Raw genomic sequence first — 15,363 nt, 5'->3', positions numbered from 1 at the left:
GAGCCATCGATTGTCCACTGGCCGGCGTCACGGAGCAATCCGTTGATGCGACACCAAACCTCCAATTAGAAAAAAAACTGTTGAGCCTTGAGTAGGAGATAACCTGTGGAACGCGAATACATGGAATTCGACGTGGTCATCGTCGGTGCCGGCCCCGCTGGTCTTTCCGCCGCCTGCCGATTGAAGCAGAAGGCCACCGAAGCCGGTAAGGAAATTAGCGTCTGCGTGGTCGAAAAAGGCTCCGAAGTCGGCGCACATATTCTGTCCGGTGCGGTGTTCGAACCTCGGGCGCTGAACGAATTGTTCCCCGACTGGAAAGAGCTCGGCGCCCCACTGAACACGCCGGTCACCCGCGACGACATTTTCGTGCTGAAAAATGCCGAAAGCGCGCAAAAAATCCCTGACTTCTTTGTGCCCAAGACCATGCATAACGAAGGCAACTACATCATTTCCCTGGGCAACCTGTGCCGCTGGCTGGCCCAGCAGGCCGAAAATCTTGGCGTGGAAATCTACCCAGGCTTCGCCGCCCAGGAAGCGCTGATTGACGAAAATGGCGTGGTGCGCGGGATCATCACCGGCGACCTCGGTGTCGATCGCGAAGGCCATCCGAAAGACGGCCTGTACACCCCAGGCATGGAATTGCGTGGCAAGTACACCCTGTTCGCCGAAGGCTGCCGTGGCCATATCGGCAAGCAACTGATCAAGCGCTACAACCTGGACAGCGACGCCGACGCCCAGCACTACGGCATCGGCCTCAAGGAAATCTGGGAAATCGACCCGGCCAAGCATCAGCCAGGCCTGGTGGTCCACACCGCCGGCTGGCCGCTGGACATTATGGGCACTGAAAACACTGGCGGTTCGTTCCTTTATCACCTGGAAAACAACCAGGTGGTGGTCGGCCTGATCGTTGACCTGTCCTACAGCAACACTTACCTGTCGCCGTTCGACGAGTTTCAGCGCCTCAAACATCACCCGGTCCTCAAGCAGTACCTCGAAGGCGGCAAGCGCATCAGCTACGGCGCGCGGGCGATCTGCAAAGGTGGCCTGAACTCGCTGCCGAAGATGGTGTTCAAGGGCGGCGCGCTGATCGGTTGCGACCTCGGCACCCTGAACTTCGCCAAGATCAAGGGCAGCCACACCGCCATGAAGTCCGGCATGCTCGCTGCCGACTCTGTGGCCGATGCGCTGTTCGCCGGCTCCGAAGGCGCGGACGAACTGACCAGCTACGTCGATTCGTTCAAGTCCAGCTGGCTCTACGAAGAACTGTTCGCCAGCCGCAACTTCGGCCCAGCGATCCACAAGTTCGGCGCGATTGTTGGCGGTGGTTTCAACTGGCTCGACCAGAACATCTTCGGCGGCAAACTGCCGTTCACCCTGCATGACACCAAGCCGGACTATGCATGCCTGAAGCTGGCGGCAGACTGCAAGAAGATCGACTACCCGAAACCGGACGGCAAACTCAGCTTCGACAAGCTCAGCTCGGTGTTCATCTCCGGTACCAACCACGAAGAAGAGCAGCCTTGCCACTTGAAGCTGGCCGACGCGAGCATTCCGATCAGCAAGAACCTGCCGCTGTACGATGAGCCCGCCCAGCGTTACTGCCCGGCTGGCGTGTACGAAGTGGTGACTCAGGAAGACGGCGAGAAGCGCTTCCAGATCAACTCGCAGAACTGCGTGCACTGCAAGACCTGCGACATCAAGGACCCGGCGCAGAACATCACCTGGGTTACCCCGGAAGGGGCTGGCGGCCCGACCTACCCGAACATGTAGGTCACCCACCGGTACAACAGGAGGCTCCCGAATGGGGGCCTTTTTGTTGCCCGCGATTCACGCCACCCGCTCTTCCCCAGGGCTGCGTTCAAAGTAACGCTTGTACTCGCGACTGAACTGCGAGGTGCTTTGATAGCCGACCCGATGCGCTACCTGGGCCACACCCAGCCCTTCCGCCACCAACAACGTCTGCGCCTTGAGCAGGCGCAAGCGCTTCAAGTATTGCACCGGCGACAACAGGGTGCTGCGCTTGAAGTGCTCGTGAAAGGTCGAAACACTCATATTCGCGCAACCGGCCAGGGTTTCGACATTCAGCGGCTCGGTGTAATGCGCATGCAGATGGCTGATCGACGCCGCGACCCGGGCGAACTGTCCCTGCTGCTCCACCAGTGCGCGCAAGACATCGGCCTGCGGTCCGCGCAACGCGGTGAACAACAACTCGCGCACGCGCGCTGGTCCGAGAATCTGGCCTTCCAGCGGATCGTGCAGACTGCGCAGCAAGCGTTCGACGCAGCCGCGCATGTCATCGTCGAGCACCACCGAAGTCATCGACTCCGGCGTTTGCGCTGGAATGTGCCGCCCCGGGGCCAGCCCCATCGCCAGCACCAGCTCACCGAGCAGCACGCGGTCGATTGCCACCGACACCCCCAGCAACGGGGCATCCGGCAAGGCAAAGGTTTCGCACTCGAACGGCACCGGCAGCGCCTGAATCAGGTAGTGCCCGGCGCCATACTCCATGGTGCGTGGGCCCAGGAACGCCAGTTTGCTGCCCTGGGCGATGATCATCAGGCTCGGCTCATAAATGTGCGGGCCACGCGCCACGTCGCAACTGGCGCGCAAGACTTGCACGCCGGACAACCCGGTCTGGCTGTAACCGTCGCGGAGCGCCAGCGGCTCGATCAACGAAACCAGCGTGGCATTGGCATCAAGGTGGCGGGTCAACTGCATTGGATGGGTCTTCAAAAAAGTCACGGAAAAAGGCATGCAAGCATCATCGCAGATCCTTTTGCCAATGCGATTGCCAAGACTTGCATGCCGGAGGATTAGGCATGAGACCCGGAGGAATCGTCATGGCCGCAGCTGCAGTCGGCGCCCAGAATGCGCCACCTCACCTGTCACTGCTTCTGCGAGGTTCTTCATGTACACCGCTATCGGATATGCCGCTCAATCGGCCACCACTCCCCTCGCCCCGATGAAATTCGAACGCCGCAGCCCACGCGCTGACGACGTGGCGATCGAGATCCTGTACTGCGGCGTCTGCCACTCCGACATCCACCAGGCACGTAACGAATGGGGCATCGCGGTTTATCCGCTGATGCCCGGCCACGAGATCGTCGGAAAAGTCACCGCCATCGGCGCGAACGTCACTCAACATAAAGTAGGCGATCTGGTCGGCGTTGGTTGCATGGTCGACTCCTGCCGCACCTGCGCCGCTTGCCAGCAGAACCTCGAGCAATACTGCCTCGAAGGCCCGACCATGACCTACGCCACCCCGGACCGGGTTGACGGCAGCAACACCATGGGCGGCTACTCCGACAGCATCGTGGTCAGCGAGCACTTCGTCGTGCGCATTCCCGAGCGCCTCGACCCGGCCAGCGCCGCGCCGATTCTCTGCGCCGGCATCACCACCTACTCGCCACTCAAGCACTACGGCGTCAAGGCCGGCGACAAGGTCGGGATTCTCGGCATGGGTGGTCTCGGCCATATGGGCATCAAGTTCGCCAAGGCCATGGGCGCTGAAGTGACCGTGTTCACTCGCTCTGCGAGCAAGGCTGAAGAAGGCCGACGCCAGGGCGCGGACCATGTGATCGTATCCACCGATGCCGCCCAGATGACAGCCGCCGCCGGCCAGTTCGATTACCTGCTCGACACCATTCCGGTGCAGCACGACCTCAACCCCTACCTCGATACCCTGCGGTTTGACGGCGTGCACATCCTCGTTGGCCTGATCGAACCGGTGGACCCGCCAATGCATGCCGGCAAACTGGTGATGAGCCGCCGGGTGCTGGCCGGTTCGCTGATTGGCGGCATCGCCGAAACCCAGGAAGTGCTGGATTTCTGTGCCGAGCACGGGATCACCTGCGACATCGAAATGCTCGATATCCGTCAGATCAATGAGGCCTACGCCCGCATGATCGCCGGTGACGTGAAATACCGCTTTGTCATCGACATGGCGACCCTGAAAGTCTGACCGCTCCTTCAACGACCCTCGGCGAAATCGCGCAAGACATTGCCATCCATGCGATAGCGCACCCACTCTTCCTGGGGTTGGGCGCCGAGGGATTTGTAGAAGTCGATGGCCGGGGTGTTCCACTCCAGCACGCTCCACTCGAAACGCCCGCAATCATTGGCGCAGGCAATTTTTGCCAGATGGCGCAGCAGTTGTTTGCCGGCACCGCCGCCACGCTGTTCCGGCGTGATGTACAGGTCCTCGAGGTACAGGCAGTTGCTGCCCAGCCACGTCGAATAGCTGAAGAAAAACACCGCGAAACCGATCGGCAGACCGTCGCGCAGGCAAATCAAGCCATGGGCCGTCGCGCCTTCACTGAACAGACTGCGCTCGATGTCGGCGACACTGGCGATGACTTCATGGCGAGCACGCTCGTAATCCGCAAGCTCGGTGATGAACGCAAGAATTTGTGGTGCATCGCTCGGCGTAGCCGGGCGGATCTCGATCGACATAGACGTCCCTTGAGAACGAATGAAAACGCCATACTATGTCGGCAATCGGCGTTCGTCACACCCCCGCGATAAAACTTTGTCAGCCCTGCCTTACTCCACCGTCCACTAACCCTGAAACCACTAACCACACAACATATGCCTGCGCGGGCCATGGTAGATAAGGGCTCGATAACAACAACAGGCCACGAGATCCATTCATGTCCACTCGCACTACCTCGGACGGCGCCATGCCGACCAGACTGTTTGGCCTGTTTTGCCTGGCCAGTTATCTGCTGTCGCTGTCCTACGGCTCGACCTTCCTATTGTCGCTGCTGATCAGCTCACGTGGCGGCAACGAACACGATGCCGGCAGCGTGATTTCGGCGGCGATGCTCAGCACCTTCGCCGCCGTTATCCTGTCAGGACACCTGTCGGACGCGCTGGGAGCCGCACGCTCAGTTGCGATCTTCGCCGGTTTGCTGTTGCTGGCCAGCCTGGGCTTTGCCCTGACACCCGGATTCGGCAATACCCTGGTGTTTTTCGGCCTGACCCTGGGCCTTGGCTGGGGCGTGTTCTACACCTTGGGACCGATCATCGTGGCGATGCTGGTGGAGCCAGCACAACGGGCGCGATACTTCGCCCTGCTGTCGGGCAGCATGATGACCGGGATCGGCTCCGGCCCTTTGCTCGGCCGCGCCGCCAGTGCGCTGGGATTGCCCTTGATCAGCGCGTTTTACCTGGCGGCACTGGCCAGCCTGTTCGGCGGCCTGATCTTCTGGCGCCTGGGGCTGATCCTCAAGCAACGCCCCAATCAATTGGGCAGCGCTGCCGTCTCGCGCATCTCGTGGGCCGCGGCATCGCGAGTGATGTCTTCCAAAGCGCTGTTCGCCATTCTCATGGTTGGCCTGGGCGGCTGCGTATTCGGCGGTTTGTCGAGTTTCCAGACCAGCTACGCAGCGTCCCGCGCACTGGACTACTCGCTGTTCTTCCTCGGCTTCATGAGCGCCGCCATCACCAGCCGCCTGCTGCTGGCCGGCTGGGTGGTCAAGCGCGATCCGTACCTGGCCTCATGCCTGCTGTCGGGGCTGATGGTGGTGTCTATCCTGATGTTTGCCTATCGGGTCGACGACGCCCTCACCTATTTGATGGCAGCCGCTGCGCTGGGGGTCGGCTATGGCCTCACCTATTCGGTGATCAACGGCCTGGCCGCCAACGAGGCACCGCCCGGCCATACCCCGCAAGCCCTGCTGTTGTTCAGCCTGGGGTATTTTGTCGGGGTCTTCGGCTTTCCATGGTTGGCGGGCAGGATCATCGTCGAGCAAGGGCTGTCGACGATGCTGCAAGTGGTGCTGGCTGTGGCGTTGTTGAACTGGTCGATCACCGTTGGCCGCCTGCTCTGGCGCCGGCTTGTCACCAGCAAGACATTGCGAGCGGCCTAGGGATCAGGGCTCAAGACCGATCCGGAAGAACTCGCCGCCGCTCCACACACCCAGCCAACGCTGACCGTCGAGTTCGCGGCTGACGGCGAGCTCGACCAGTTGATAGAACACGTTGCGATGAATCAGCGCTTCGAGGTTGGAGCGCACATGCACATAGGGCGCTGGCTCCTGGGTCCGCGGGTCAATGACCACGCGCAACGGATGCTCCTTACCGGCCTCGGTCAGCTCTTCGACGTTGGTGGTAAAGCGCAGCACCTGGGCCTCACCCTCTCCCTCCACTTCCAGGGTCACCGCGACAAAAGGCGCGTCATCCACCTTGATCCCGACCTTCTCCACCGGAGTCACCAGGAAATAATCATCACCGTCGCGGCGGATGATGGTGGAGAACAGCTTGACCATCGGCTTGCGTCCGATGGGCGTGCCCAGGTAATACCAGGTGCCGTCGCGGGCGATGCGCATGTCGATGTCGCCGCAGAAGTCGGGGTTCCACAAATGAACCGGCGGCAAGCCTTTGGACTTGGGAATTTGCCCCAACAGATCGTTGGCCTTGTGCGGATCACTCATCTCACTCTCCCAATCAACTACTGATCGCCGAGGCCGAGCAGGCTGCGCGCATATTGCGCCAGCGGCGGCCCGATCAGATCTTCTGGCTTGTTATCGTGGAACGTCAGTAAACCGCCACGACTCTTGATCCGTGCAGTATCAATCAAATACTGGGTGCTGGTCTCGATCAACATCAGCTGAATCACCCCACTGTCGATCCCGAGGCGGTCCACGGCTTCCTGGTCCAGCCATTCATCCGAGTTACCGATGCGGTCATCGGCGCTGGCGAAACGGGTGTACAGCAAATAGTGCGCACCGGCCGCCCGAGCCTCGCCCATGGCTGCGTCCAGGCCTTCGGGAGCACGTGCGCGGCGGACCATCGGGAAATATTCGATAAAGCCGTTGAAGGCCTGTTCGGCGACCACGTTCTGCCGAGGATCGGCGCTACCTGGCGGGGCGAACGGGCCCTGGGCAATATAGATGAAGGAGTCGGGTTGAATACGCAGGTTGTTCACCCGACGGCTGTCGCTGTGATCGAGAAAGCCGGCATCGCTCATCTGATAGCGAACCCCTTCCCCCATGTCACTGACAGTCATGCAGCCACCCAGCGCCAACGCGCTGAGCAGCAAAACCAGGCTACGCATCCTTCCCCTCCAGAAGCCGGTGACGGAAAACCGGCGAATGTCGACAGGATGCAGCTTCCGCGCCAGCTCAGCCGCCGATGATTTTCATCACCGTTGCGCCACCGGAAAACGCCACGTCCTGCTTGTCGCCCAAGGCTTTGACCAGCAAGCGCTGGAGGGCTGGCAAGGCTTGGTGGCGCGGTTTGTCCAATAGATCGCCGACAAAGTGGCGATTGCTCGACGACAGGCAACCGTGCAGCCAGCCCGTGGAGGACAGACGCAGCCGCGAGCAGGTCCGGCAGAACGGCACACTTTCGTTGGCGATCACGCCGAAATGGCCATGGCCGGGAATGGCATAACGCACCGCCGTCGCATCCAGCGGTGCATCGGCTTGCAGGTACTCATAGCGCTCGCCAATCAGCTCGAGCAACTGCTGCAGGCTGACGAACTGTTGCAGGAAGCCGTTGGAGTCGCTGGCCAGATGGCCCATGCGCATCAGTTCGATGAAGCGCAGCTCGTAATTGCGCTCCAGGCAGTAATCGAGCAATGGCATGACCTGATCGAGGTTCTGCCCGCGCAGCGGCACCATGTTGACCTTGATCCTGATCCCGGCGGCACTGGCCTGCTGCATGCCATCGAGCACCGTTGGCAGGTCGCCGCCCCGGGCGATACTGCGAAAGGCCGCGGCGTCCAGGGTGTCGAGGGAAACGTTGATGCGGCGAATGCCGGCGTCCACCAACAGGGGCAGTTTCTTGGCGAGCAATTGGCCATTGGTGGTCAGGCTGATATCCGCCAGGCCCATCTGCCCCACCGCGCGCATGAAGGTCTCGAGCTTGGGACTGACCAGCGGCTCGCCACCGGTGATGCGCAGGCGTTCGATGCCCGCCGCTTCGATCAGATAGGCGACTCCGCGCGCCATGGCTTCGGCCGACAGCTCATCCTGCGCCGCCACCAGGCGCTTGCCATTGGGCACACAATAGGTGCAGGCATAGTTGCAGGCGGAGGTCAGGCTGACGCGCAAATTGCGAAAACGTCTGCCTTGTCGGTCAACGATCATGGATTACTCCGGCGGAGGTCGATTCGGAAAGTCTAAAACTTGACTCACAAATCAAGTTTTAGCAATACCTAAGCCTGAGTATATTCCTGGGGCACTGCGCCATACAGGGAAACATGGCGCAATAAAGCAGCTGAATGAATCAGCTGCTCGAGGTGTCGGTATCGCGCTTGCGCTTGTTACCCATGCGCACGCCGATGTCCATCAGGAACTGGAAGAAGCCTTCCTGATCTTCCAGCACATTGCTCCAGAACGGCGAGTGATACAGCGCCACCGCGCCGTGGACCAGGGCCCAAGTCGCGCAGTAGTGGAAATACGGCGGCACGTCTTCGAGCTTGCCTTCGCTGATACGGCCCTTGATCAGCAAGGTCAGGCGTTCGAAATTGGAGGCACGGATCTTGTGCAACTCCTCGACCATCTCCGGCACCTGGTTGCCCTTGACCACCTTTTCTTCCAGGCGATCGAACAAGCGGTAGCGCTGCGGATCACGCATGCGGAATTCGAAGTAAGCCCGGGACAGGGCTTCCTTGTCCTTGTCGACATCGGCCGAATGCAGCAGCTCGTTCAGGTCGCGCTCGTAGTCGAGCATCAGGCGCAGGTAGATCTCCGCCTTGGACTTGAAGTGCTTGTAGATGGTGCCTTTGCCGATTCCCACGGCATCAGCGATCATCTCGACGGTGACACTGTCTTCACCTTGTTCGAGGAACAGCTTGAGCGCGGTGTCGAGAATTTCTTGCTCGCGGCGACGAAACTCACGGACCTTACGAGGTTCTTTGTGCATAAGAAAAAGGTCTGTAGGGGTCAAAATTCGAAGCCGGGTATTATGCCTAACTTGCGCCAAATTGCACGGATCATCCGAGCATGACCCAGTTTCTTGTTGAATTTGTGTCAGCTTGCGTCAGACAGTGCTGACGGCGAGCACCGCCAAACCGGCCAATCAGAGCCCCTCCCCAGCGGTTCCGTCCAGCAATGAGAACTCAAGCGAAGCGCCGGTATTCCAAATTTGTTTAAGAAAGCCGGGGGATCAAACTGGACTGCGCGCAATACTGATCAATACTTCAAATGTCGGCGCGTCATCTCCCCCAAGTGACGCGTGGATATAGGCGCCAACGGACCGAGTGCCTTTGTTTCACTCCTAATGGTCTTAACCCGGATTCACCCCCCAGAACCCGGGTTTTTTTTGCCCGCGATTTGACCTCGCAGGCGATCAGGCGGGCCTGACGTGCGCCAACGGGAACAATCGCTTGAAGTTCTGGGTGGTCTGCTCGGCGAAGCGCTCGTAGGATTCGCCGCGCAACATCGCAAGGAACTCTGCCACTTCTCGCACGTATTGCGGCAAGTTCGGCTTACCCCGATACGGGATCGGCGCCAGGTATGGTGAATCGGTCTCGACCAGCAGTCGGTCGGCCGGCACCTTGCCGGCAACGTCACGCAGGGCATCGGCGTTGCGGAAGGTGACGATACCCGACAACGAAATGTAGAAGCCCAGATCCAGCGCGGCCTTGGCCATCTCCCAGTCTTCGGTGAAGCAGTGCAGCACCCCGGCCTGGGGCAAGGCGGCTTCGCGCAGCAGGCTTAGGGTATCGGCGCGCGCGCCACGGGTATGCACAATCACCGGCTTTCCGGTCTGCTGGGCGGCCTGCAGGTGCAAACGGAAGGATTCCTGCTGCAACTCGGCCGCTTCCGGCTCGTAATGGTAATCCAGGCCGGTTTCGCCGATAGCTACCACCCGTGGATGATTCAACTCCTGCAGCAGCCAGTCCAGCGCCGGCGCAGCGCCCGGCTGCACATCCAGAGGGTGAACGCCCACGGAGCAGTCGACGTCGGCATAGCGTTCCGCCAGCGCTTTGACCTCGGCCGCGTTGTCGACGCTGACGCCGATGCACAGGAAGTGTCCGACGCCGCGCTGGCGGGCCGCCTCAAGGGCTGCATCAAGTGAGCCATCGTGGACGGCCAGGTCGAGGCGGTCGAGGTGGCAATGGGAATCTACAAGCATAGTGAGGCTACAACTCAATCGTATCAGTGGGACGGTCGGAGCTTGTCCGCATACCGCATTTTAACGTTGGCCAGGCAACCCAGCCCATTGCACCAGCAAGGCTTCAAGCAACAGCACGCGATTGAGGTTGGCCTTGCTCAGGACTTTCTGGCGCTGGCCGAGGATCCAGTCCTGGATGTTCAACACCTTGTCCTGGGCCGACTTCTGCGCCAGGTACTGGACCACCTTACGCATGTCAGGCAGACCCAGGCCCGCCTCGTCTTCGGTCAAGTGATAGCGCAGGATCAGGCTCGACCAATCGCAGAACCAGTCGAACAGCAACAGCAGCGGTATCGCATTCCAACCCTCCGCCAACTGGGTCGGCGATTGCTGCTGCTTGAGCAGTTTCTTCACCCCGTCGACCACCTGGGCACGTTGTTCACGTACACCCTGGGCCTGCAGTGCGACCGCCGCCAGCGGCGAACCAGCAGCCAGGGTCAGCAATTCGCCACGCTCCTCCTCGCTGCACTCCGGCAAGGCCGTCGCCAGCCATTGCAGGCTCGCGGCCTCGCTGGGCAGCGGACAGGCCTGCTGCACACAGCGGCTCTTGATCGTTGGCAGCAGGCGACTGGACTGGTGGCTGACCAGCAGCAATACGGTATCGCCCGAAGGCTCTTCAAGACTCTTGAGCAAGGCGTTGGCGGCGTTGATGTTCATCGCCTCCACCGGCTCGATCAACACCACCTTGCGTCCGCCCAACTGCGCAGTCTGCACCACGAAACCGACCAGTTCACGAACCTGGTCGACCTTGATCGCCTTGTCCGCCTCTTCCGGCTCGAGGATGTAATTGTCCGGGTGGCTGCCAGCCTTGAGCAGCAGGCACGATTTGCACTGGCCGCAGGCCACCAGCCCTTGCGGCTGCTGGCACAGCAGTCGCGCCATCAGACGCTCGGCCAGCGCCCGCTTGCCTATACCTTTCGGGCCATGGAGCAGATAGGCATGAGCGTGCTGTGTGCGACCGGCCAACTGCTGCCACAGGCCGTCCTGCCAGGGATAGGCCTCAGCCACGGTGGCGCTCCAATAGTTGAGGCATCAGCCTGTCCAGCGAACGCTGAACATCGGCAAGCGGCTGCGCGGCATCGACCAGCAGGTAACGCGCCGGATCAGCTTTGGCACGCTCAAGGAAAGCACTGCGCACGGCGTCGAAGAACACCCTGCCCTCCAGCTCAAAGCGATCCAGGCGGCCACGGGCACTGGCGCGGGCCATGCCGATTTCCACCGGCAGATCGAAGATCAGGGTCAGGTCCGGGCGCAGATTGCCCTGGACGAAGGTTTCCAGCGCCGCAATACGCTCCAGCGACAAGCCACGACCACCACCCTGGTAGGCGTAGGTCGAGTCGGTAAACCGGTCACAGAGCACCACCGCACCGCGCGCCAAGGCCGGACGAATGACCTCGGCCAGGTGCTGGGCACGGGCAGCAAAAACCAGCAGCAGCTCAGTATCCGGGTTCATGACTTCATCGACCGGCGCCAGCAGCACCTCGCGGATTCGCTCGGCCAGCGGGGTACCGCCCGGCTCGCGAGTCAGCAGCACCTCGACCCCGGCGTTGCGCAAGCGCTCGGCCAGGTATTCGCGATTGGTGCTCTTGCCGGCGCCTTCCGGCCCTTCCAGGGTAATAAACAAGCCAGTCACAGGCAGTCCTTAGTCAGAGTCATTGCGGGCTTTGCGGGGATGCAGTGTCGGGTTGAGGCTCAGGCACGGCTGCCGGCGGCTGCTCTTCTGGCACCTCGCTCGGCCCCTGCTCATCCGGCACGGGGGCATCATTGACCGGCGCCGGGCTCGAACGGTAGTCCGCACGACGCTTGAGCTGATACTCGCGCACCGCGCTGTTATGGGCATCCAGGTCATCGGAGAAAACATGACTGCCATCACCGCGTGCGACGAAATACAGGCTGCTGCCGGATACCGGATTCAGCGCTGCATGAATGGCTTCGCGACCGACCATGGCAATGGGTGTCGGCGGCAGGCCGAAAATCACATAGGTATTGTAGGGCGTAGGCTCTTTCAGCGAGGCCCGGGTCAACTTGCCGTTGTAGCGCTCACCCATGCCATAGATCACCGTCGGATCGGTCTGCAGCATCATGCCCATCTGCAGGCGTCGCACAAACACCCCGGCAATCTGCCCACGCTCCTGCGGCACGCCGGTTTCCTTTTCCACCAGGGACGCCATGATCAACGCCTTGTAAGGGTCGTTGTAAGGCAGGTCCGGCGCACGCTTGGCCCATTCCTTGGCCAGCACGTCCTCGAGCCGATCGTAAGCTTTCTCCAGCACATCGGCATCGCTCATGCCCCGCACGAAGCGGTAAGTATCAGGAAAAAACCGGCCCTCGGGGAATACGCCCGGATGGCCAAGCTTCTCCATCAGCTCGCTGTCGCTCAAGCCAACCAGGGTTTGTTCGAGTTTGTCGTTTTTCGCCAATGCCGCGCGAACCTGGCGGAAGTTCCAGCCTTCGACCAGGGTCAGGCTGTACTGGACCACTTCGCCACGCTGCCAGACACCGATCAGACCTTGCGCAGTCATGCCTGGCAACATCCGGTATTCACCACTGTGCAGAGGCTGGGTTGCCAGGTTGAAGCGCCAGTACAGGCGCAGCCAGAAAGCATCCTCAAGCACGCCGTCGGCTTCCAGGCGATTGAAGGTCCCGGACGGCGTCGAGCCCGTAGGTACATCCAGTAACTCTTCCTGAGTAATATTGAGCGGCTGCTCCAGCGCCGAATCGATTTTCCAGGCGGAAAAGCCCAGCGTCAGCCCCGCCAGAACCAATCCGGTTTCCAGCAGCAGCAAGAGTTTACGTCTCACGAATCAAGCATCCAGTAGTGCGCGGGCAATGCCTTGCAGTTTACGGGTGAGCGGCCCAACCGGCCAGCTCAGCGCAGCATACGCGCATACCGGCCAGATGCCGTACACGCTGTTGCAGACGAATACTTCATCGGCCTGCTGCAGTTGTTGCAGGCTGATATCGGTGATTTCAGTGGGGATACCCAGAGCACCGGCCCGGGACAACAACTCGCCACGCATCACGCCAGCAACGCCACAGCGACGCAAATCGGCGGTGATCAACACGCCTCCACAGACCATGAACAAATTACTGAAAACACCTTCGATGACTCGCCCATCCAGATCGAGCATCAAACCTTCGGCACAATCGCTGCCCTGCCATTCAGAACGGGCAAGCACTTGTTCAAGACGGTTCAGGTGTTTGAGACCTGCCAACAGCGGCTGGGTTGCAAGCCGTGTGGTGCAGGGAAACAGGTGCACACCTTGCTCCGCATGGACCGGCGGATAGGCGGCGGGAGGATTGCCTTGCAGGATGCGCCGAGGCGCAGCTGCGGGGTCGACGGCGTAACCGCGCTGGCTGTCGCCACGTGTGAGGATCAGCTTGAGTACGCCGTCGCCGAGGGCACCGGCATAGGCCAGCAGCTCGCGACGAACCAGGTCGTGATCCACCGCAATCGCCAGGCGCTGGCAGCCTTCGGCCAGCCGTTGCAGATGGCGCTCCAGCAGCAACGGCTGGCCCGCCTTGACGGCGATGGTCTCGAACAGGCCATCGCCGTATGCCAGGCCGCGGTCCTTGAGCGACAGGCTGTCAGCCGGTTGACCGTCGACCCAGCTGTCCATCAGTCGGCAAACCGACGGAACACCAGCGAGCCGTTGGTGCCGCCAAACCCGAAGGAGTTGGACAGGACCACGTCGATATCCATGTTGCGTGCAGTGTGCGGCACGAAATCGAGATCGCAGCCTTCGTCCGGCTCATCGAGGTTGATGGTCGGAGGCGCCACCTGGCCATTGATCGCCAGCACGCTGAAGATCGCTTCGACAGCGCCCGCAGCACCCAACAGGTGACCGGTCATGGACTTGGTCGAGCTGACGGCCAGCTTGTAGGCATGATCGCCGAACACGGTCTTGATCGCCTGGGCTTCGGCGAGGTCGCCGGCCGAGGTCGAGGTGCCATGGGCGTTGATGTACTGCACCTGGTCGCCGTTGATCCGCGCATCGCGCAGGGCATTGGTGATGCAGCGCGCGGCGCCGGCACCATCTGCCGGTGGCGAGGTCATGTGATAGGCGTCGCCACTGGTGCCAAAACCGATCAGTTCGGCGTAAATAGTCGCGCCGCGGGCCTTGGCGTGCTCCAGCTCTTCGAGCACCAAGGCACCGGCGCCATCGGAGAGAACGAAGCCATCACGGCCTTTGTCCCACGGACGACTGGCGCGGGTCGGCTCGTCGTTGCGGGTCGACAATGCACGCGCAGCGCCAAAGCCGCCCATACCCAGGCCGCAAGCGGCCATTTCGGCACCGCCGGCAATCATCACGTCGGCTTCGCCGTAGGCAATGTTGCGTGCCGCCATGCCAATACAGTGAGTACCAGTGGTACAGGCCGTGGCTATGGCGTAGTTGGGACCCTGCACACCGAGGTGGATGGACAGGAATCCGGAAATCATATTGATGATCGAACCTGGCACGAAAAACGGAGAGATCCGTCGTGGCCCGGTGTCATGCAGGGTGCGGCTGGTTTCTTCGATATTGGTCAGTCCGCCAATACCCGAACCCATGGCCACGCCGATACGTTCACGGTTGGCATCGGTGACTTCCAGGCCGGCATTGCGCACCGCCTGAAACCCGGCCGCCAGACCGTACTGAATGAACAGGTCGAGTTTGCGAGCTTCCTTGACCGACAGGTACTCCTCGACATTGAAGCCCTTTACCGAGCCGCCAAAACGAGTGGAATAGGCAGAAAGGTCGGTGTGTTCGATCAGACCAATGCCACTGCGGCCAGCCAGAATGCCCTGCCAGCTGCTCGGCACATCCGTGCCCAGTGGCGACAACATACCCATACCGGTGACTACGACGCGTCTACGCGACACAGCACTCTCCTTTTTTTAAATGACGACTTTGCATCAGACCTAAAGAAAAAACCGCACGCCATGATGGCAGTGCGGTTTTTCCATGACAGCAGACAACGATTACAAACTATTACGCCTGGTGGCTAGTAACGTAGTCGATTGCAGCTTGTACAGTAGTGATCTTTTCAGCTTCTTCGTCAGGGATTTCGGTCTCGAATTCCTCTTCCAGAGCCATCACCAGCTCAACGGTGTCAAGGGAGTCGGCACCCAGGTCTTCTACGAAGGAAGCAGTATTGACCACTTCTTCTTCTTTAACGCCCAGTTGCTCAGCAACGATTTTCTTGACGCGCTCTTCGATGGTGCTCATACCTTGTTTTCACTCCTAATGGACAAAT

At 60.8% G+C, this 15,363-nt stretch carries 16 protein-coding genes; 3 read left to right on the top strand and 13 right to left on the bottom strand.

Going from position 1 to position 15,363, the window contains the following annotated elements; translation table 11 throughout:
- The first annotated feature begins 105 nt into the window (after positions 1–105).
- Complete coding sequence (locus tag KW062_RS09340; protein WP_027618710.1) at positions 106–1,770, top strand: electron transfer flavoprotein-ubiquinone oxidoreductase; 1,665 nt, start codon at positions 106–108, stop codon at positions 1,768–1,770.
- 57 nt (positions 1,771–1,827) lie between these two features.
- On the opposite strand, the gene KW062_RS09335 is transcribed toward KW062_RS09340, so the two are convergent.
- Positions 1,828–2,718 carry an AraC family transcriptional regulator gene (locus KW062_RS09335; RefSeq protein WP_105755874.1) on the bottom strand — a complete coding sequence of 297 codons (891 nt, stop codon included), beginning with the start codon at positions 2,716–2,718 and terminating at the stop codon, positions 1,828–1,830.
- 190 nt (positions 2,719–2,908) lie between these two features.
- On the opposite strand from KW062_RS09335, the gene KW062_RS09330 reads away from it, so the two are divergent.
- Positions 2,909–3,961 carry an NAD(P)-dependent alcohol dehydrogenase gene (locus tag KW062_RS09330; protein WP_105755855.1) on the top strand — a complete coding sequence of 351 codons (1,053 nt, stop codon included), beginning with the start codon at positions 2,909–2,911 and terminating at the stop codon, positions 3,959–3,961.
- 8 nt (positions 3,962–3,969) lie between these two features.
- Here KW062_RS09330 and KW062_RS09325 read toward each other — a convergent pair whose 3' ends face one another.
- Positions 3,970–4,452: a GNAT family N-acetyltransferase gene (locus KW062_RS09325; RefSeq protein WP_027618707.1), complete on the bottom strand. Its 483-nt coding sequence runs from the start codon at positions 4,450–4,452 to the stop codon at positions 3,970–3,972.
- Positions 4,453–4,649: 197 nt separating this feature from the next.
- On the opposite strand from KW062_RS09325, the gene KW062_RS09320 reads away from it, so the two are divergent.
- Positions 4,650–5,870 carry an MFS transporter gene (locus KW062_RS09320; RefSeq protein WP_105755856.1) on the top strand — a complete coding sequence of 407 codons (1,221 nt, stop codon included), beginning with the start codon at positions 4,650–4,652 and terminating at the stop codon, positions 5,868–5,870.
- Positions 5,871–5,873: 3 nt separating this feature from the next.
- Here KW062_RS09320 and KW062_RS09315 read toward each other — a convergent pair whose 3' ends face one another.
- The 11 genes from KW062_RS09315 to acpP all read right to left on the bottom strand — a co-directional run bounded on the left by KW062_RS09315 (position 5,874) and on the right by acpP (position 15,335).
- Positions 5,874–6,434 carry a DUF1285 domain-containing protein gene (locus KW062_RS09315; RefSeq protein WP_027618705.1) on the bottom strand — a complete coding sequence of 187 codons (561 nt, stop codon included), beginning with the start codon at positions 6,432–6,434 and terminating at the stop codon, positions 5,874–5,876.
- A 17-nt stretch (positions 6,435–6,451) separates the two neighbouring features.
- A complete protein-coding gene (locus KW062_RS09310) occupies positions 6,452–7,057 on the bottom strand; it encodes a DUF4823 domain-containing protein (protein WP_027618704.1) in 606 nt (201 codons plus the stop codon).
- A 67-nt stretch (positions 7,058–7,124) separates the two neighbouring features.
- The gene (locus KW062_RS09305; protein ID WP_027618703.1) at positions 7,125–8,093 is read right to left on the bottom strand and encodes a GTP 3',8-cyclase MoaA; all 969 of its coding nucleotides are present in this window, start codon (positions 8,091–8,093) and stop codon (positions 7,125–7,127) included.
- A gap of 139 nt (positions 8,094–8,232) precedes the next feature.
- The gene (locus KW062_RS09300; protein WP_027618702.1) at positions 8,233–8,871 is read right to left on the bottom strand and encodes a TetR/AcrR family transcriptional regulator; all 639 of its coding nucleotides are present in this window, start codon (positions 8,869–8,871) and stop codon (positions 8,233–8,235) included.
- Positions 8,872–9,297: 426 nt separating this feature from the next.
- Positions 9,298–10,086, bottom strand: a complete 789-nt coding sequence (locus tag KW062_RS09295) for a TatD family hydrolase (protein ID WP_105755857.1) — start codon at positions 10,084–10,086, stop codon at positions 9,298–9,300.
- 60 nt (positions 10,087–10,146) lie between these two features.
- Complete coding sequence (locus KW062_RS09290) at positions 10,147–11,133, bottom strand: DNA polymerase III subunit delta' (protein ID WP_105755858.1); 987 nt, start codon at positions 11,131–11,133, stop codon at positions 10,147–10,149.
- Positions 11,126–11,758, bottom strand: a complete 633-nt coding sequence (gene tmk / locus KW062_RS09285) for a dTMP kinase (RefSeq protein WP_105755859.1) — start codon at positions 11,756–11,758, stop codon at positions 11,126–11,128. The genes KW062_RS09290 and tmk overlap by 8 nt, the downstream gene beginning before the upstream one ends.
- A gap of 19 nt (positions 11,759–11,777) precedes the next feature.
- Positions 11,778–12,926, bottom strand: coding sequence for an endolytic transglycosylase MltG (gene mltG / locus KW062_RS09280; protein ID WP_027618698.1), 1,149 nt, complete (start codon positions 12,924–12,926; stop codon positions 11,778–11,780).
- 3 nt (positions 12,927–12,929) lie between these two features.
- Positions 12,930–13,745 (bottom strand): aminodeoxychorismate lyase, encoded by an 816-nt coding sequence (gene pabC / locus KW062_RS09275; RefSeq protein WP_027618697.1) that lies wholly within the window; start codon positions 13,743–13,745, stop codon positions 12,930–12,932.
- On the bottom strand, positions 13,745–14,989 hold the full coding sequence (gene fabF, locus KW062_RS09270; protein ID WP_027618696.1) for a beta-ketoacyl-ACP synthase II: 1,245 nt from the start codon (positions 14,987–14,989) through the stop codon (positions 13,745–13,747). Before fabF ends, pabC begins: the two co-directional genes overlap by 1 nt.
- A gap of 109 nt (positions 14,990–15,098) precedes the next feature.
- Positions 15,099–15,335, bottom strand: a complete 237-nt coding sequence (gene acpP, locus KW062_RS09265; protein WP_003175607.1) for an acyl carrier protein — start codon at positions 15,333–15,335, stop codon at positions 15,099–15,101.
- Between the last annotated feature and the right edge of the window lie 28 nt (positions 15,336–15,363).

Source organism: Pseudomonas fluorescens (genome assembly GCF_019212185.1).
Taxonomy (GTDB): Bacteria; Pseudomonadota; Gammaproteobacteria; order Pseudomonadales; family Pseudomonadaceae; genus Aquipseudomonas.
This window is presented reverse-complemented; position numbering and strand designations above follow the sequence as displayed.

Coding starts and splice junctions, on each gene's coding strand:
- KW062_RS09320 (WP_105755856.1), top strand. CDS start 4,650: ATGTCCACTCGCACTACCTCGGACGGCGCCATGCCGACCAGACTGTTT.
- KW062_RS09335 (WP_105755874.1), bottom strand. CDS start 2,718: ATGCAGTTGACCCGCCACCTTGATGCCAATGCCACGCTGGTTTCGTTG.
- pabC (WP_027618697.1), bottom strand. CDS start 13,745: ATGGACAGCTGGGTCGACGGTCAACCGGCTGACAGCCTGTCGCTCAAG.
- KW062_RS09310 (WP_027618704.1), bottom strand. CDS start 7,057: ATGCGTAGCCTGGTTTTGCTGCTCAGCGCGTTGGCGCTGGGTGGCTGC.
- KW062_RS09315 (WP_027618705.1), bottom strand. CDS start 6,434: ATGAGTGATCCGCACAAGGCCAACGATCTGTTGGGGCAAATTCCCAAG.
- KW062_RS09295 (WP_105755857.1), bottom strand. CDS start 10,086: ATGCTTGTAGATTCCCATTGCCACCTCGACCGCCTCGACCTGGCCGTC.
- KW062_RS09325 (WP_027618707.1), bottom strand. CDS start 4,452: ATGTCGATCGAGATCCGCCCGGCTACGCCGAGCGATGCACCACAAATT.
- KW062_RS09330 (WP_105755855.1), top strand. CDS start 2,909: ATGTACACCGCTATCGGATATGCCGCTCAATCGGCCACCACTCCCCTC.
- KW062_RS09305 (WP_027618703.1), bottom strand. CDS start 8,093: ATGATCGTTGACCGACAAGGCAGACGTTTTCGCAATTTGCGCGTCAGC.
- KW062_RS09300 (WP_027618702.1), bottom strand. CDS start 8,871: ATGCACAAAGAACCTCGTAAGGTCCGTGAGTTTCGTCGCCGCGAGCAA.
- acpP (WP_003175607.1), bottom strand. CDS start 15,335: ATGAGCACCATCGAAGAGCGCGTCAAGAAAATCGTTGCTGAGCAACTG.